The following is a 14130-nucleotide window of genomic DNA, read 5'->3' as shown; positions in this document are numbered from 1 at the left end:
CGAACACGCGCCCGTCAGCCCCAAATCATTTCTCTGGGATAGCATGGGCTGAAATGGGCCTCAATGGGATTGGTTGACGAGACTTTACCAAAGGTCCGTGGACACCCTGTGGAAAACCTTGGGCGCCAGGGATCAAATCAAGAACATTTACAGTAACGCCCGGAACGGGCTGGAACATCATTGAGGGGGAGAGGCGCCAGACGGCCTGTAAGCCGGGTTCTGTACCCGCCCGGAGGCGGGTGACGATCATTCCTCTGGACCGCCCATCGCTGGACGGTTCTCGCGACCTACCCGGGCGTCTCGGGCGGTGAACCCTGCGGACCGGAGTCCGCGCGACGCCCCTATTCGGTCTTGCTCCAGGCGGGGCTTGCCATGCCGGCCGCGTTACCGAAGCCGCGGTGGGCTCTTACCCCACCCTTTCACCCTTCCCGGCCCCGCAGGGCCGGAGGTTTGCTTTCTGTGGCGCTATCCCTCGGGTCGCCCCGGGCGGGTGTTACCCGCCGCCTCTTCACCGTGGAGCCCGGACTTTCCTCGACGGGACGAACCCGCCGCGACCGCCCGGCCGTCTGGCCCGCGCTAAGTGAGCCCGCCGGGCCGCGCCGTCAACTCGCCGGGGGCGGCGACGCGTGATATCCTGAGGCCATGACGAAGCCCGCGCCCGAGCTGCCCGTGGACCTCGAGTCCGAGACGCCGGCCCGGCGCGAGGCCCGGCTGGCCTGGGAGCGCGCGCGTCTCGACGAGGCGTTCGACGACATCGCCCATGGCCGGGTCATCTCGGGTCAGGCCGCGCTCGACTGGCTGCATGCGGAGCTGGAAGCCGCCGAGCGCACGGCGGCTTCAGAGCCTGAGTGAGCCGGCGGGGGCACAAGCTCACTTGTCGAGTTCGTCAACAACCGGGGTCACCCGGACCCCGTAACGACGGGCCGCCAGCGAAAGGCCGAGCCCCAGATAGAAGACGATCAGGCCGATCCACGCATACTCCGCCTGCAGGAGTGCGCCATCGCCCCGCCGACCGGGCGTGGCGGCAAGGACCAGAACAATACCCACGCCAACGAGCGAGATGCCCAGACAGGTGGCGACGAGCCCCCATCTCGACCATTTCGCGCGAACAAACCTGCCTTCGAAATGAAGCAACTCCCCGGAATTCCGCGGAGCCCCTTGCCCCCGACCGGGTAGCCGCATCAATTCAGCACCCCTGTGACGCTCTCGGCCGAGGCCAGCTGCAGCAGGCCGACCAGCCGGGCGCGGGTCTCGCCGTCGGCGACGCCGTCGACCCGCGACGGGCGCCAGTGGCGCTGGAAGGCGGCCACGGTCAGGCGCGTCTCCTCGTCATAGTCGCCCGCCGGCGCCAGACCATAGCCCAGCCGGTGCAGGCCCGAGCGCAGCACCAGCACCCCGACGCCGCCGTCGCCCGGCTGCAGCAGGCCGCCCAGCGCGGCGATCCGCTCCGGGGCGGGCTCGAACCACAGCCCGTGCCCGGCCTCGGCCAGCCGCTTCCACGGAAAGCGCTCGCCGGGATCCTCCTTGCGCGCCGGAGCGTAGTCGGAGTGGCCGATGATGCGGGCGTCCGGGATGCTCCAGCGGCTGCGGATGTCGCCGACCAGCGCCGTCACCGCGGCGATCTGCGCCTCGGGAAAGTCGCGATAGCCCCACTCGTGGCCGGGATTGACGATCTCGACGCCGATCGAGACGGCGTTAAAGTCGGTCTCGCCCTGCCACGCGCCCTTGCCCGCGTGCCAGGCGCGCCGCGCCTCGTCGACCAGACGGAAGATGCGCCCGTCCTCCTCGACCAGATAGTGGCACGAGACCTTCGCCTCCGGGTCACGCAGGCGCTCCAGCGCCGCCTCGCCGGTCGGCATGCCGGTGTAGTGCAGGACGATCGCATCCGGCGGACTGCGCCGGGCGTCGAAATTGGGCGAGGGCGCCTCGATGAAGGTCAGGGTCACGCGACCTCAGCGACCCTGACGGTCCCAGCCATAGGTGACCCAGGTGTCGCCCACCTTGCGGGCGTCGATGACGCCGTCGGCGGCGGCCCGGGCCCGCACCGTGCGCCGCGCCCGGAGCGCCATGCCGGTGAACAGCATGGTGACGCCGGCGATCAGCGCCAGCACGGCCACCGCCGCGGCAGTCAGCACCGCCAGCACGGCGCCGAGGGTGACGGCGACGCCGGTGGCGATCACGCCGAGCAGCCAGGTGAATGGCCGCAGCAGGCGCGGACCGCCGGCAGCGCCGAGGCGGTAATGGACGAAGCGGTCCCTGGTGCCGGTCATGTCAGCTGCCTCGAAGGAGCGGCGTGCGCCGTGACGTCAATGTCGGACTCCGGACCAACGCGGTCAATGCGTCGGACGTTCACAGCCCGGTGTGCAGTGCGGCGGCTCACCGCAGCGGCTGGTCGGCCAGCACGACCCCGCCCTGGGACCGCAGCTGCTCGGCCCGGGCCCGGGCCAGCAGGGCCTGGGCTTCCGGATCGTTCATCACGGTCCCGACCGTGGCCAGCGCCCGGGCGCCCTCGGCCGACACCCCGAAGGCGGCGGACAGGGCCTCGAACGGCGACTTCTCGGCCGGGTAGCGGATCAGTCGCACCGACGCGGACTCCTCGATCTCGGCCAGGGCGCGGGCCCGGGCGATGGCCTCGTGCAAGCCGCCCAGCTCGTCGACCAGACCCAGCTCGCGGGCCTGGGCCCCGGTCCAGACGCGACCGCGGGCGATCTCGCGCACCCGCGCTTCCGGCAGGTTGCGGCCCGTGGCCACCCGGCTGATGAACTGGTCGTAGGTGCGGTCGATCGAGCTGGCGAAGGCCGTGCGGTCCGCGCCGTCGAAACGGGTCACCGGCGAGAAGGCGTCGGCGTACTCGCCGCCCACAGACAGGGCCCGGATGTCGACGCCGAACCGGCCGAGCGCCTCGCTCAGGACGAACTTGCCGCCGAACACCCCGATGGAGCCGGTCAGGGTCGAGGGCTGGGCGACGATGGCCGAGGCCTCGGAGCTGATCCAGTAGCCGCCCGAGGCGGCGTAGGCGCCCATGGAGATGACCACCGGCTTGCCCGCGGCCTTGGCCGCGCGGATGGCGGCCAGGATCTGCTCCGACGCATCCGGCGACCCGCCCGGCGAGGAGACGCGCACGACGATGGCCTTCACCGCCCGGTTCTCGATGGCGTCGTAGATCGCCTTGGCCGTGTCGTCCGAATAGATCGTCGAGCCGCCGCCGAAGCTGCCGCCGCTGTCGCGGCCGGTGACGATGGCCCCCTCGGCCTGCACGATGGCGATGGCATCAGCGCCCGAGCCGGTCTGCAGCCCGTGGCTCGACACATAGTCGCGCAGGGGCACCAGCTTGGCCCCATTGCCGGCGCGGCGCAGGATTTCGGTCTGGGCCTCCTCGACGTGGCCGACCCTGTCGATCAGCTTCAGGGCGGCGGCGCGATCGGCCGGATAGGGCCCGCCCTCGATCAGGTCGCGCATGGCGGCCGGGGTCATGCGACGGTCCGCGGCGGCCGCGGTGAGCGCCTGGTCGTACAGCGACCGCATCCAGGCCAGCATGGCCTCGCGGTGCGCCGGGGTGAAATCGCTCTCGGTGTAGACGTTGACCGCGTTCTTGTACTCGTAGCGCTGCTCGAAGTCGGCAGTCACGCCGTAGCGGCGGAAGGCGTCGCCGAGGAAGATCTCCTCGGCCGAGAAGCCGGTGGCCTGGAAGCTGGAGGTCTCCTGCATCCACAGCTCGGAGGCGGAGGCGCCGACCATGTAGCTGGACAGCACCGCTCCGACCGGCAGGAAGCCCTGGCTGTGGGCGATGACCGGCTTGCCGGCGGCGCGGAAGCGGCGGATGGCCTGACGCACCTCGTCGGCGGCGGCCGGGGTCATGCCCATCTCCGGCAGGCGGATCAGCACCGCCTTGACGTTACGGTCCTCCTCGGCGCGGTCGAGGGCGTCGACGACCTCGAGCACCGACAGCTGGGCCCCGCCGAAGCTGGCGAAGGGGTTGGTCGGCGGCTGGTCGGTCAGGCCCTCGCGCAGGTCCAGCTCAAGCACCGTGCCCGGGGCCGTGGTCGGGGCCGAGGAGCCTGCCGCGGCCAGCCCGATCAGGGCCACCGGCACCAGGATCACGAACAGGACCAGCCCGGCGAAGACGCCCGCGAGCGTGAGGAAGAACTGCTTCATGACCGAAATGCCGCCTTGTGCCGCTGGTCCGCTGCACGGACCTTGCCAAAACCATAGACATCGACCCCCTTAAATCAAATGAAGGCCGTGTAACGCGACCTCCGGCCGCGTCCCTGCTGCAACGCAGCACGAACGATTGATGGCCGGGGCCGAAATCCCTATATGCGCGGCATCGCGGGGCCCCGCCCCGCTCCAGTTCCGGAGACCGCCCATGCTGGTCACCCTGATGAAGTCCAAGCTGCACCGCGCCGTGGTGACCCAGGCGGACCTCGACTACGAGGGCTCGATCGCCATCGACCGCGACCTGCTGGACGCCGCCGACATCCTGCCGCACGAGCAGGTCGATGTGCTCAACATCACGACCGGCGCCCGCTTCACCACCTACGCCATCGAGGCCCCGCGCGGCTCGCGCGTGATCGGCGTCAACGGCGCCGCCGCCCGCCTCGTGCAGAAGAACGACCGCGTCATCATCGTCACCTACGGCCAGCTGCCGCAGGAAGAGGCCCGCAACTACAACCCGACCGTCGTCCTCCTCGACGACCGCAACGAGATCAAGCGCGCGGCGTAAGCCCTCTCCCTTCCCTTCAGGGGGAGGGTGGCCGAGGCCGAAGGCCGAAGCCGGGTGGGGGTGGCGCGGCTGACCGGGCGCCCCCGCCAACGAACGCAGCCAAGCCATACAGGACGCAACGGCTTCACGGTCGCCGCGCCTCTCTCCCTTCCCCCTCAAGGGGGGAAGGGCCGGGGATGGGGGTGTGTGCGCCGCGATCGACCGAGGAGGCCCCCGAGGCGGTCCCGCCTCCTGCGCGTTTCTACACAACCCCGTGCCTTCACCCCCACCCAAACCCTCCCCCCTCGAGGGGGAGGGCTTTGGTCCCGCACGCCGTGACCTCGCTGTGGCCGCTGGGATCCCTTGCCCGGCGCGGCGCTCTCCCCCCCTTCATGGGGGAGGAGAGAAACGCCCTCACCGCTCCAGATCGTAGACCCCGGTGATGTCCACCCGGACGGTCAGCTCGCCGCCCGACACGGGGGTCGAGGCGTCCATGCCTTCCGCCACAGCCGACATGCGGAACATCGGCATCGGCGGCTGGGGCGCATAGCCGCCGCCCTCGCTCAGGCTGCGGATCCCGCCCAGTCGGACACCCAGCGCCTCGGCGTAGAGCGCGGCCTTCGCCTGCAGCGCCCGCACCGCCAGACGGCGCGCCTGGTCCTCGGCCGCCGACGGATCCTGCAGGCCGAAGCTGACGCCGTCGATCTGGTTGACCCCGGCGGCGACCACGGCGTCCGCCACCTGGCCGGTGCGCTCGAGGTCGCGCACGATCACCGTCACCCGGTTCGACGCCTGGTAGCCGCGCAGACGCGGGGCCTCGTTCTGCACATAGTCGTACTGGGCCGACAGGTTCAGCCCGGCGGTCTGGATGTCGCGCTCGGCGATGCCGGCGCGGCGCAGGGCGGCGCTGACCTCGGTCATGCGCCGGGCGTTCAGCTGCATGGCCTCGGCGGCGCTGGCTGCCTCGGTCACCACGCCGAAGGTCAGGGTGGCCATGTCCGGGACCAGCTTGACCTCGCCGGTCGCCGACAGGTTCAGCGACGGCGAGGGCTGCATCATGTGCGCGGGCTGGACCTGGGCCACGGCCGGGGCGGCGGCGACAGTGGCGAGCAGGGCGGCGCCGAGGGCGGCGGCGACAACGGAACGGGACATGCGGGCGTCTCCTGAAGGCGGGAACCGGCGATCGCGCCGGTCGACAGCCGGACACTGGCTCCGGCCGGCTGAATGAACGCAAGCCCCCCGTCGGCAGGTTCCGTTCATCTGCATGACATCCGGATCACCCACGCCGCTTTTCCACCGCGCGCGACCCTGCTAGGCCAGCCGTCCGCCTGCGCGCGGGCCCGTAGCTCAATGGTTAGAGCCGACCGCTCATAACGGTCTGGTTGCAGGTTCGAGTCCTGCCGGGCCTACGCCGCGCGCTGATTACGGTCACTCGGGGCGGATTCGGATCGGGGCCCGCACCCTTGCGCCGGCGATGGGCGCCCCATCGCGCACCTGCGGTTCGAACCGGAACAGCGCACAGGCCTCGAGCGCAAGCTGCGCCACCGCCTCGCCGCCGCCGTCCTGGCTGACAATCCGGCAGTCGCGCGATGTTCCATCGGCCTCGACGGTCGTTTCGACAACAACTTCATAGGTCGGGCCGGCTGCGGACGCGCAGCCGACGGCCAGGAGAGCCGCCCAAGGCAGGACCAGACATTTCATGCCTCCAGCCTACCCCAAGGGGTCGGCCCGATCGATCAACTACGCCGCCGCCTCGCCCCGCTTCACCGCGCCGTACCAGGCCCACAGCAGGTGGGCGGCGACGCCGCGGTGGGGGCGCCAGGCCTCGGCGCGGACATAGGCGGCCTTCTCGGTCGGCCGCACCTCCAGCCGGTCCAGCCAGCCCATGGCCGCCTGAAGGGCCACGTCGCCGCCGGGGAACACGTCCGTGCGCCCCTCGCAGAACATCAGATAGGTCTCGGCGGTCCAGCGGCCGACGCCCTTGATGGCGGTCAGGGCCTGCACCGCCGCGTCGTCGTCCAGATGCGCCAGGGCGTTGAGGTCGATGCGCCCCTCGACCTGGGCCAGGGCGATCTCGCGGCCGTAGCGCGCCTTCTGCCCCGACAGGCCGAAGGTCCTGAGGGTCTCCGCGTCATGGGCCAGCAGCCGCTCCGGCGTCACCTCCCCCAGCCCCGCCCCGACCCGGCGCCAGATCGAGGCCGCCGCCGCCACCGACACCTGCTGCTCGACGATCATGCGAAACAGCCCCTCGAAGCCTCCCGGCCGCAGCCGCCACTCGAACGGCGGCAGGGCCGCGTGGGCCCGCGCCAGCGCCGGATCGGCGGCGGCCAGCGCCTCGCGGGCGGCGGAGAGGGCGGCGGGGGTGGGGGCGGCGGGCATGACGCGGACTATGCCCGGCCCCATCCGCAAGGGAAGAGCGGCGGGAGGCGGGCGTCCGGAAAGCGCGCATCTCTCCCTTCCCCCTCGATGGGGGAAGGGTCGGGGATGGGGGTGGGAGCGCGGGCTGGGCCGGAAGGGTGCGGGAGGCGGGGAGCGCCGCTCGCGCTCTCCCTGCTCCCGTGGCGGGCCCAGCCCCACCCAACCCTCCCCCATCGAGGGGGAGGGCTTTCGAGCTTCAGGCTCGCGGGCGAAGCCCGCCCCGCGCAGCGCCGCGACCTCGCTGTGTCCTCTGTGCCTTCGCTGTGCCCGCTGTGATCCCTTGAATCCTATCCGCTACACTCCCCCCATGTTCGTCACCCGCTTCGCGCCGTCGCCGACCGGCGGCCTGCACAAGGGCCACGCCTTCTCGGCCATGCTGGCGCATGATGCGGCGCGGGCGGCGGGCGGTCGCTTCCTGCTGCGCATCGAGGACACCGACTTCACCCGCTGCCGCCCGGAGTTCGAGGCGGCCATCCTCGAGGATCTGACCTGGCTGGGCCTGAGCTGGGACGGGCCGGTGCGGCGGCAGTCGGAGCACCGCCCGGACTATGACGCGGCGCTGGACCGCCTGCGCGAGATGGGCGTCCTCTACCGCTGCTTCCGCACCCGCAAGGAGCTGATGGCCCTGGCCGGGGTGGCGCCCCAGGCCGGCGACCCGCACGACGCCGCGGCCTTCGCCGGCGGCCCGCTCGATCCGGCCGGGGAGGCGGCGCGGCTGGCCGCGGGCCAGCCCTTCGCCTGGCGCCTGTCGCTGTCGGCCGCCGCCGCCCGCCTCGGCGGCTTCGCGCATCTGGACTGGATCGAGGAGGGCGAAGACGCCGGCCGCCACATCGCCCGGCCGCAGGCGCTGGGCGACATGGTGCTGGGGCGCAAGGACATCGGCGCCGGCTATGTCATCGCCTCGGTGGTGGACGACGCGGCCCAGGGCGTCAGCCACATCATCCGCGGCGTCGATCTGGTCGAGACCACCTCGGCGCAGCGGGTGCTGCAGGCGCTGCTGGACCTGCCCACCCCGGTCTACCGCCACCACCGCCTGCTGCTGGCCCCGGACGGCAAGCGGCTGTCCAAGCGCGACAGGGCCGAGACCCTCGCCGCCCTGCGCGACCGCGGCGCCACCCCCGCCGACCTGCGGCAGGAGCTGTTCGGCTGAGCCCTAGCGCTTGCCCTTCGGCGCGCCGGTGCGGACGCGGCCGGAGCGCGAGACCTGGCGGGCCCCGCCGCGGGCGCGCTTGCCCAGCACCGCCGAGGTCCCGGCCTTCTTGGAGGCGCTGGCCTTGAGCCCGGCCAGCGGCTTGACCCGCACCTTGGGGGCCGGCTTCGGCTTCGCCGCCGCCTCGGCTTTCGCCTGCAGCGCCTTGCCGGGCAGGCCCGGGGCCTTCTCTTCCTTCGGCGCCTTGACCTTCTTCGCTGTCGGATAGACCGGCCGCGCCGCGCGGGCGCGCACCAGCCCGGCCTTCTCGCCGCCCTCGGCATAGGGGTTGGCCCCCGCCTTGACGGTCAGGCGGATCGGCGTGCCCCACAGGTCGAAGCTCTCGCGGATGCCGTTGACCAGATAGCGCTTGTAGTGGTCCGGCATGGCCGCGGCGCGGCTGGCGAACATGACGAAGGTCGGCGGCCGGGCCTTGGTCTGGGCCACATACTTGGGCTTGACCCGCCTGCCGTCGACGGCAGGCGGCGGGTGCCGCTGCACCGCCATGGCCAGCCAGTCGTTGAGGTCGCGCGTCTTGACCTTGGCCGACCAGGTATCGTGCGCCTGGATCACCGCCGGCATCAGCCGCTCGACGCCGCGGCCGGAGAAGGCCGACAGGGCCACGAAGGGCGCGCCCTTCAGTTGCGGCAGGGTGCGCTCGGCCTCGGCCTTGAGCGCGGTCAGCCGCGCCTGCGGCTCGTCCTCGAGGTCCCATTTGGCGATGGCATAGACCAGCGCCCGGCCCTCGCGCTCGACCAGATCGGCCAGCTGCAGGTCCTGGGTGTCGAAGGCGTTGTCCCGGTCCATCACCAGGATCACGACCTCGGCGAAGGTGATGGCGCGCAGGGTGTCGGCGACCGACAGCTTCTCCAGCTTCTCCTGCACCCGCGCCTTGCGCCGCAGCCCGGCGGTGTCGACCAGGCGGATGGCCCGGCCCTCCCAGGTCCAGTCGACCGAGATGGAGTCGCGGGTGATGCCGGCCTCGGGCCCGGTCAGCAGCCGGTCCTCGCCCAGCAGGCGGTTGATCAGGGTCGACTTGCCGGCGTTGGGGCGGCCGATCACGGCGATGCGGATCGGCTTGTCCGCCTCCTCGGCGGCCTCGGCCTCCATGTCGCCGATGGCGGCGACGACGGCGGCGTAGAGGTCGGCCATGCCCTCGCCGTGCTCGGCCGAGATGGCCACCGGCTCGCCAAAACCCAAACTGTGGGCCTCGCCCACGCCGCCGCCGGACTCGCGGCTCTCGGACTTGTTGGCCAGCAGCACCACCGGCGTCTCGATCTTGCGCAGCCGGTCAGCGAAGATCCGGTCCAGCGGCGTGACCCCCTCGCGGGCGTCGACCATGAACAGGATCAGGTCGGCGTCGTCGATGGCCGCCTCGGTCTGGGCGCGCATGCGCGCCTCGAGGCTCTCGTCGGTGACGTCCTCGTAGCCGGCGGTGTCGATCAGGGTCAGGGCCAGATCGCCGAGCTGCCCCTCGGCGTAGCGCCGGTCGCGCGTCACCCCCGGGCGGTCGTCGACCAGCGCCAGCCGCTTGCCGACCAGCCGGTTGAACAGGGTCGACTTGCCCACATTGGGGCGACCGACGATGGCGACCTTGACGGCCATGTCAGTCCACCCCGGGCGTCAGCTGATGGCCACCAGCTGACCCGCGTCGGTGACGACGTAGAGACGGCCGTTGTAGGCGATGGGAGAAGCATAGACCGGCGCGCCAATGCGCAGCGCCGCCGTCTCGGCCCCGGTCTTGGGGTCGAGGGCGACCAGATCGCCGAACGAATTGGCCAGAACCAGACGGTTGGACGCCAGGATCGGGCCGGTCCACTGCGGCCGCACGGTGCGGTCGCCGAAGCCGAGGAAGCCGCCCTGCTGGCGGGTCCGGCCCTCGTTGAGGTCGCGGGTCCAGTAGACCTGACCCGACTCGCGGTTGACCACGGTCAGTTCGCCGGACTTGGACACGACATAGACCACGTCGCCGACCGGCAGCGGGGCGTTGACCCCGGCGATCGGCAGCTCCCAGCGGCGCGTGCCGCTGCGCTGGTCCATGGCGGCGATGACGCCCGAGTGGCTGACGGCGAAGACCGTGCCGCGGCTGATCACCGGACGGCCGGCGATGTCGCGGATCTCCGACAGGGCGCTCGTGCGGCTGGTGCGCGACAGCACCTCGGACCACACCGGCTGGCCATTGTTGGCGCGCAGGGCCACAACCTCGCCCGAGGCGAACGGCGCGATCACCGTATCGGCCAGCACCGCCGGGCTCGAGGCCCGCATGATGCGCGCCGGCTCGGGGATGCCGCGATAGGTCCAGACCTGCTGCCCGCTCTGGGCGTCGAAGGCGTAGAGCAGGTTGTCGATGTCGACGACAAAGACCCGGCCGCCGGCCACGGTCGGAGCGCCATGCACCGGCACGTCGACCCGGGTCTGCCAGACCTGGGCGCCGGTGGCGGCGTCCAGCGCCGTGACCACCCGGTGGCCCGAGGCCACGAACACGCGGCCGCCGCTGACCGCCACGCCGCCGCCGAAGCCGCCGTCCTCACGGCCTTCCGGTCGGATGTCGGTGCGCCAGACGGTGCGGCCGGTCTCGTCGGTGGCGCGCACGGTGCGGTCGGCGTCGAGGGTGTAGATGCGGCCGCCGTCAGCGACCGGCGGGGCCATCAGCTGGCGCGGCCGGGACGAGCCGGCGCCGATGTCGGCGCGCCAGGCGATGGTGAACTCCGGCGCCGCGATGACGTGTTCGACGTTGTTCTCGGCGTTGCGGCCCGGCTGGCTCCAGCTGGTCGCGGCCACCGGCCCGGGCAGGAAGAAGTCGCGGCCGGCCAGCGCCGCCGACGGGGCCAGCTGCTGCTCGAACTCCAGCACGGAAACGCGCTGGCCTTCCGAAGCGGTGGCCGTCGGGCCGTCGTCGCCGCCAAGACCGAACGGCAGGGCGCGCCGCACCGTGCCGCAGGCCGCGAGGCTCAGGGCCACGCCGCACACCAGGGCGATCTTGAGGGCGCGGTCGGCCGTCAGGGAACGGGACATCGTCATGCGATCGGCTCTCGTTGGGTCACGCGACGGAATCACCCGGCAGGCGCCGGGGCGGGAACGGGGGCGTCCGCGGCGGCAGGCGCCGGGGCGGCGGGGCTCGGCGCCGCAGACGCGGCCGCGACGATCGCCGGAATGGCCGAGGCCGTGCCCGAATCGATCGCCTGGATGGCGGCCTGGGCGCGCTGACGCACGCTGTCGGGGACGTCCTGACCGAGCGACAGCAGCACGAAGGTCTCGCGCGCCGCCGGCAGCTGGTTGTGCTGCACCCGGGCCAGGGCCAGCGCCTCGCGGGCATAGGCGACGTAGGGACGGCCATCCTCGGCCAGCGGCTCCAGCCGCTCGGTCAGATCCTCGAGCGGCGCCGTGTCGAGCACCAGATAGGCGGCCTTCAGGGCGGCCATGTCGCGCAGGATCGGATCGCCGGAAGCCCTGGCGGCGTCATCGAGCAGGGCCACCGCGTCCTCGACGCGGTTCGACTGCAGGGCGATGCCGGCGCGCTGGTTCAGCGCCAGGGCGCGATAGGCCCCGCCGCGGTCGGCGGCGGCGTTGAAGGCGCTCTCGGCCGCAGCGAGGTCGCCCTGCTGCAGGGCCTGGACGCCGCGATCATAGTCCACCGAGGCCGCTTCGGCCTGGCGGGTGCGCCAGCTGTCCCAGCCCCAGTAGCCGAGGGCGGCGATCAGGCAGACCAGCAGCACTGCGCCGATCACCGGGCCCCAGCGCCGCGCCAGCCGTTGCCAGCGTTCGGAGCGCAGCTCCTCCTCGACCTCTTCGAAGACGTCAGTCACGGATGTCGTCGCCCCAGATACGCAGTCAGCCTGAAAGTCGCGCGACCCTAGTGGCTCGCCCGCCGCCCCGCAACGCGTGCGTTGCGGTCTTCCGCTCGATCAGGCGGTGTTCTTCGAGAAGTAGGTCTCGACTTCGGCAGGAAAACGGCGGGCGCGCACGTCGGCGGCATAGGCCGCGACGGCCCGGTCGATGTCGGCGCGCTGGGTCCCGTAGCGGCGCACGAACTTCGGCGTCCAGTCGAACAGGCCCAGCATGTCGGGGGTGACGAGGATCTGGCCGTCGCAGGCGGCGGAGGCGCCGATGCCGACGGTCGGGGCGTCGATCGCCTCGGTGATCTCGCGCGCCAGCCCCTCGGCGACGCCCTCGACCACCACGGCGAAGGCCCCGGCGTCGGCGGTGGCCTCGGCCTCGGCCAGCACCCGCAGCCGCTCGGCGTCCGTGCGTCCCTTGGCCTTGAAGGCGCCGTCGGTCAGCACCGCCTGGGGCCGCAGGCCGACGTGGCCCATCACCGGAATGCCGCGCTGAACCAGATAGGCGATGGTCTCCGGCACGGTCGGGCCGCTTTCCAGCTTCACCGCCTGGGCGCCGGTCTCCTTCATCACCCGGGCGCAGTTCTCGTAGGCGATTTCGCGACCGCCCTCGTAGGAGCCGAACGGCATGTCGACGACCACCATGGCCCGGCGGGCGCCGCGCATCACCGCCTGGCCGTGCAGGATCATCATCTCCAGGGTGACGCCGACGGTGTTGGGCAGGCCGTGCACCACCATGCCGACGCTGTCGCCGACCAGCAGCAGGTCGCAGTGGGCGTCCAGCACCTCGGCGGTCGGCGCGTCATAGGCCGTCAGGCAGACGATCGCCTCGCCCTGGCCGCGGCTCGACTTGCGGGCGCGGATGTCCGGCGCGGCGAGTCGGCGGACGGTTTCCTGCTTCTGGCTGGACATGGGCGACACTCCTTGAGCCCCAGCATAGGCGCTCGGGCCGGGGCCCGTCACCCCGGCCTTTGGGTTCGCCCCCCGGAGTCAGGCCTCCTGGAGCAGCCGCATCGCCGCCACCGCCAGCAGGGAAATGGCCAGGCCGGCGACGATGAAGACCGACGCCCCGCCGAGGCCGCCGGCCGCGGCGTCGCCCAGAAAGCCCCCGAGACCCGCCTGATCCAGCGCCCGCGCCGTCTCCACTCCGGCCCGGCCGGCCAGGGCCGTCAGCCCGCCCTCCGACGCGGCCCCGGCCTGCAGGCTGGCGCTGCCGGCGTTGAAGCGCAGGTTGATCCCGGCCAGCTCGCGCACGGCGACAAGCCCGCCCAGCGCCCCGGCGACCGTCAGAACCCCGGCGCGGACCCGGCCGCCGCGCGCCAGCCGCGCCTGCATCTCTGCATGAAACAGCTCGGCGTCGGGCAGACGCGGGGTCTCGGCGAACAGCCGCTCGATGCGGGGGTCGAACTCGTCAGCGGACATGACGTGCTCCTTCCGGGTGCGGCTCCAGCCGGGCGCGAAGTCGATCCAGACCACGTTTGACATGAGATTTCACCGTGCCCAATGGAAGCCCCAGGGTGGTGGCGATCTCGGCGTGCGTCAGGCCCGCGCCGTGGCACAGGGACACGCACAGCCGCTCCGCCTCCGGCAGAGCCTTCAACGCCTCGTCCAGGTCCATGCGGCCGCCGGCGTCGACGCCCCCCGTTTCCGGTTCGGGCTCGCCCTCCAGCTCGGCCACATAGCGGGCGTTGTAGCGGAGGCGCTTGAGGTAGAGCCGCGCCGCGATGCGCTTGACCCAGCCGACGAAGGCGCCTTCGCCGCGGAACTCGGCGCAGCGCTCGAACGCCTGCAGGAAGGCGTCTTGCGCCACGTCGTCGGCGAGCGCCGGCTGGGCCCCCATGCGGCGCAGGGTGATCCGCACCGCCGAGGCGTGACGGCGCACCAGCTCGCCGAAGGCGGCGCGGTCGCCGCCGGCCGCCAGGGCGACCAGCTCGACATCATGCAGGGGCGTCAGGGCCCGGGCCATGGCGATCGTCCTCCCCCCG

16 protein-coding genes, 1 tRNA gene and 1 other RNA gene are annotated in these 14130 nt (G+C 72.3%); 4 read left to right on the top strand and 14 right to left on the bottom strand.

The features are described 5' to 3' along the window. Positions 1–192: 192 nt before the first annotated feature. Positions 193–570, bottom strand: an RNA gene (gene rnpB, locus VGN74_RS00500) — RNase P RNA component class A. 72 nt (positions 571–642) lie between these two features. Between rnpB and VGN74_RS00495 the strand changes: the two genes are divergently transcribed. Further along, positions 643–852 (top strand): hypothetical protein, encoded by a 210-nt coding sequence (locus VGN74_RS00495; protein WP_327445401.1) that lies wholly within the window; start codon positions 643–645, stop codon positions 850–852. Between the two features lie 18 nt (positions 853–870). On the opposite strand, the gene VGN74_RS00490 is transcribed toward VGN74_RS00495, so the two are convergent. The 4 genes from VGN74_RS00490 to sppA all read right to left on the bottom strand — a co-directional run bounded on the left by VGN74_RS00490 (position 871) and on the right by sppA (position 4155). Beyond that, positions 871–1134, bottom strand: a complete 264-nt coding sequence (locus VGN74_RS00490) for a hypothetical protein (protein ID WP_327445400.1) — start codon at positions 1132–1134, stop codon at positions 871–873. Positions 1135–1181: 47 nt separating this feature from the next. After that, a complete protein-coding gene (locus VGN74_RS00485) occupies positions 1182–1946 on the bottom strand; it encodes an N-acetylmuramoyl-L-alanine amidase (protein WP_327445399.1) in 765 nt (254 codons plus the stop codon). A 6-nt stretch (positions 1947–1952) separates the two neighbouring features. Beyond that, on the bottom strand, positions 1953–2270 hold the full coding sequence (locus VGN74_RS00480) for a hypothetical protein (protein WP_327445398.1): 318 nt from the start codon (positions 2268–2270) through the stop codon (positions 1953–1955). A gap of 106 nt (positions 2271–2376) precedes the next feature. Beyond that, the gene (sppA, locus tag VGN74_RS00475) at positions 2377–4155 is read right to left on the bottom strand and encodes a signal peptide peptidase SppA (RefSeq protein WP_327445397.1); all 1779 of its coding nucleotides are present in this window, start codon (positions 4153–4155) and stop codon (positions 2377–2379) included. Between the two features lie 211 nt (positions 4156–4366). Between sppA and panD the strand changes: the two genes are divergently transcribed. Beyond that, positions 4367–4723, top strand: a complete 357-nt coding sequence (panD, locus tag VGN74_RS00470; protein ID WP_327445396.1) for an aspartate 1-decarboxylase — start codon at positions 4367–4369, stop codon at positions 4721–4723. Between the two features lie 393 nt (positions 4724–5116). On the opposite strand, the gene VGN74_RS00465 is transcribed toward panD, so the two are convergent. After that, positions 5117–5854 (bottom strand): SIMPL domain-containing protein, encoded by a 738-nt coding sequence (locus VGN74_RS00465; protein WP_327445395.1) that lies wholly within the window; start codon positions 5852–5854, stop codon positions 5117–5119. A 184-nt stretch (positions 5855–6038) separates the two neighbouring features. Between VGN74_RS00465 and VGN74_RS00460 the strand changes: the two genes are divergently transcribed. Continuing rightward, a tRNA-Ile gene (locus tag VGN74_RS00460) sits at positions 6039–6111 on the top strand. A gap of 19 nt (positions 6112–6130) precedes the next feature. Here VGN74_RS00460 and VGN74_RS00455 read toward each other — a convergent pair. Together VGN74_RS00455 and VGN74_RS00450 are read right to left on the bottom strand one after the other, a co-directional pair. Continuing rightward, positions 6131–6403 (bottom strand): energy transducer TonB, encoded by a 273-nt coding sequence (locus VGN74_RS00455; protein WP_327445394.1) that lies wholly within the window; start codon positions 6401–6403, stop codon positions 6131–6133. A 39-nt stretch (positions 6404–6442) separates the two neighbouring features. Further along, positions 6443–7081 (bottom strand): DNA-3-methyladenine glycosylase 2 family protein, encoded by a 639-nt coding sequence (locus tag VGN74_RS00450; RefSeq protein WP_327445393.1) that lies wholly within the window; start codon positions 7079–7081, stop codon positions 6443–6445. Positions 7082–7427: 346 nt separating this feature from the next. Here VGN74_RS00450 and gluQRS point away from each other — a divergent pair, with 346 nt between their 5' ends. Next, positions 7428–8270, top strand: coding sequence for a tRNA glutamyl-Q(34) synthetase GluQRS (gluQRS, locus tag VGN74_RS00445; protein WP_327445392.1), 843 nt, complete (start codon positions 7428–7430; stop codon positions 8268–8270). A gap of 3 nt (positions 8271–8273) precedes the next feature. Here gluQRS and der read toward each other — a convergent pair whose 3' ends face one another. The 6 genes from der to VGN74_RS00415 form a co-directional block, all read right to left on the bottom strand. Continuing rightward, on the bottom strand, positions 8274–9914 hold the full coding sequence (gene der / locus VGN74_RS00440; RefSeq protein ID WP_327445391.1) for a ribosome biogenesis GTPase Der: 1641 nt from the start codon (positions 9912–9914) through the stop codon (positions 8274–8276). A gap of 18 nt (positions 9915–9932) precedes the next feature. Then, complete coding sequence (locus VGN74_RS00435; RefSeq protein ID WP_327445390.1) at positions 9933–11324, bottom strand: PQQ-binding-like beta-propeller repeat protein; 1392 nt, start codon at positions 11322–11324, stop codon at positions 9933–9935. 38 nt (positions 11325–11362) lie between these two features. Next, a complete protein-coding gene (locus VGN74_RS00430) occupies positions 11363–12115 on the bottom strand; it encodes a tetratricopeptide repeat protein (RefSeq protein ID WP_327445389.1) in 753 nt (250 codons plus the stop codon). A gap of 99 nt (positions 12116–12214) precedes the next feature. Further along, positions 12215–13057: a 3-methyl-2-oxobutanoate hydroxymethyltransferase gene (gene panB / locus VGN74_RS00425; protein ID WP_327445388.1), complete on the bottom strand. Its 843-nt coding sequence runs from the start codon at positions 13055–13057 to the stop codon at positions 12215–12217. 78 nt (positions 13058–13135) lie between these two features. Continuing rightward, positions 13136–13567 carry a hypothetical protein gene (locus tag VGN74_RS00420; protein ID WP_327445387.1) on the bottom strand — a complete coding sequence of 144 codons (432 nt, stop codon included), beginning with the start codon at positions 13565–13567 and terminating at the stop codon, positions 13136–13138. After that, a complete protein-coding gene (locus tag VGN74_RS00415; RefSeq protein ID WP_327445386.1) occupies positions 13557–14111 on the bottom strand; it encodes an RNA polymerase sigma factor in 555 nt (184 codons plus the stop codon). Before VGN74_RS00415 ends, VGN74_RS00420 begins: the two co-directional genes overlap by 11 nt. Between the last annotated feature and the right edge of the window lie 19 nt (positions 14112–14130).

Origin of the sequence: Brevundimonas sp., assembly GCF_035998205.1 — a bacterium.
In the GTDB taxonomy this organism is placed as follows: domain Bacteria; phylum Pseudomonadota; class Alphaproteobacteria; order Caulobacterales; family Caulobacteraceae; genus Brevundimonas.
Note: the sequence above shows the minus strand (reverse complement) of the source record. Positions and strands in the feature narration are given on the sequence as shown.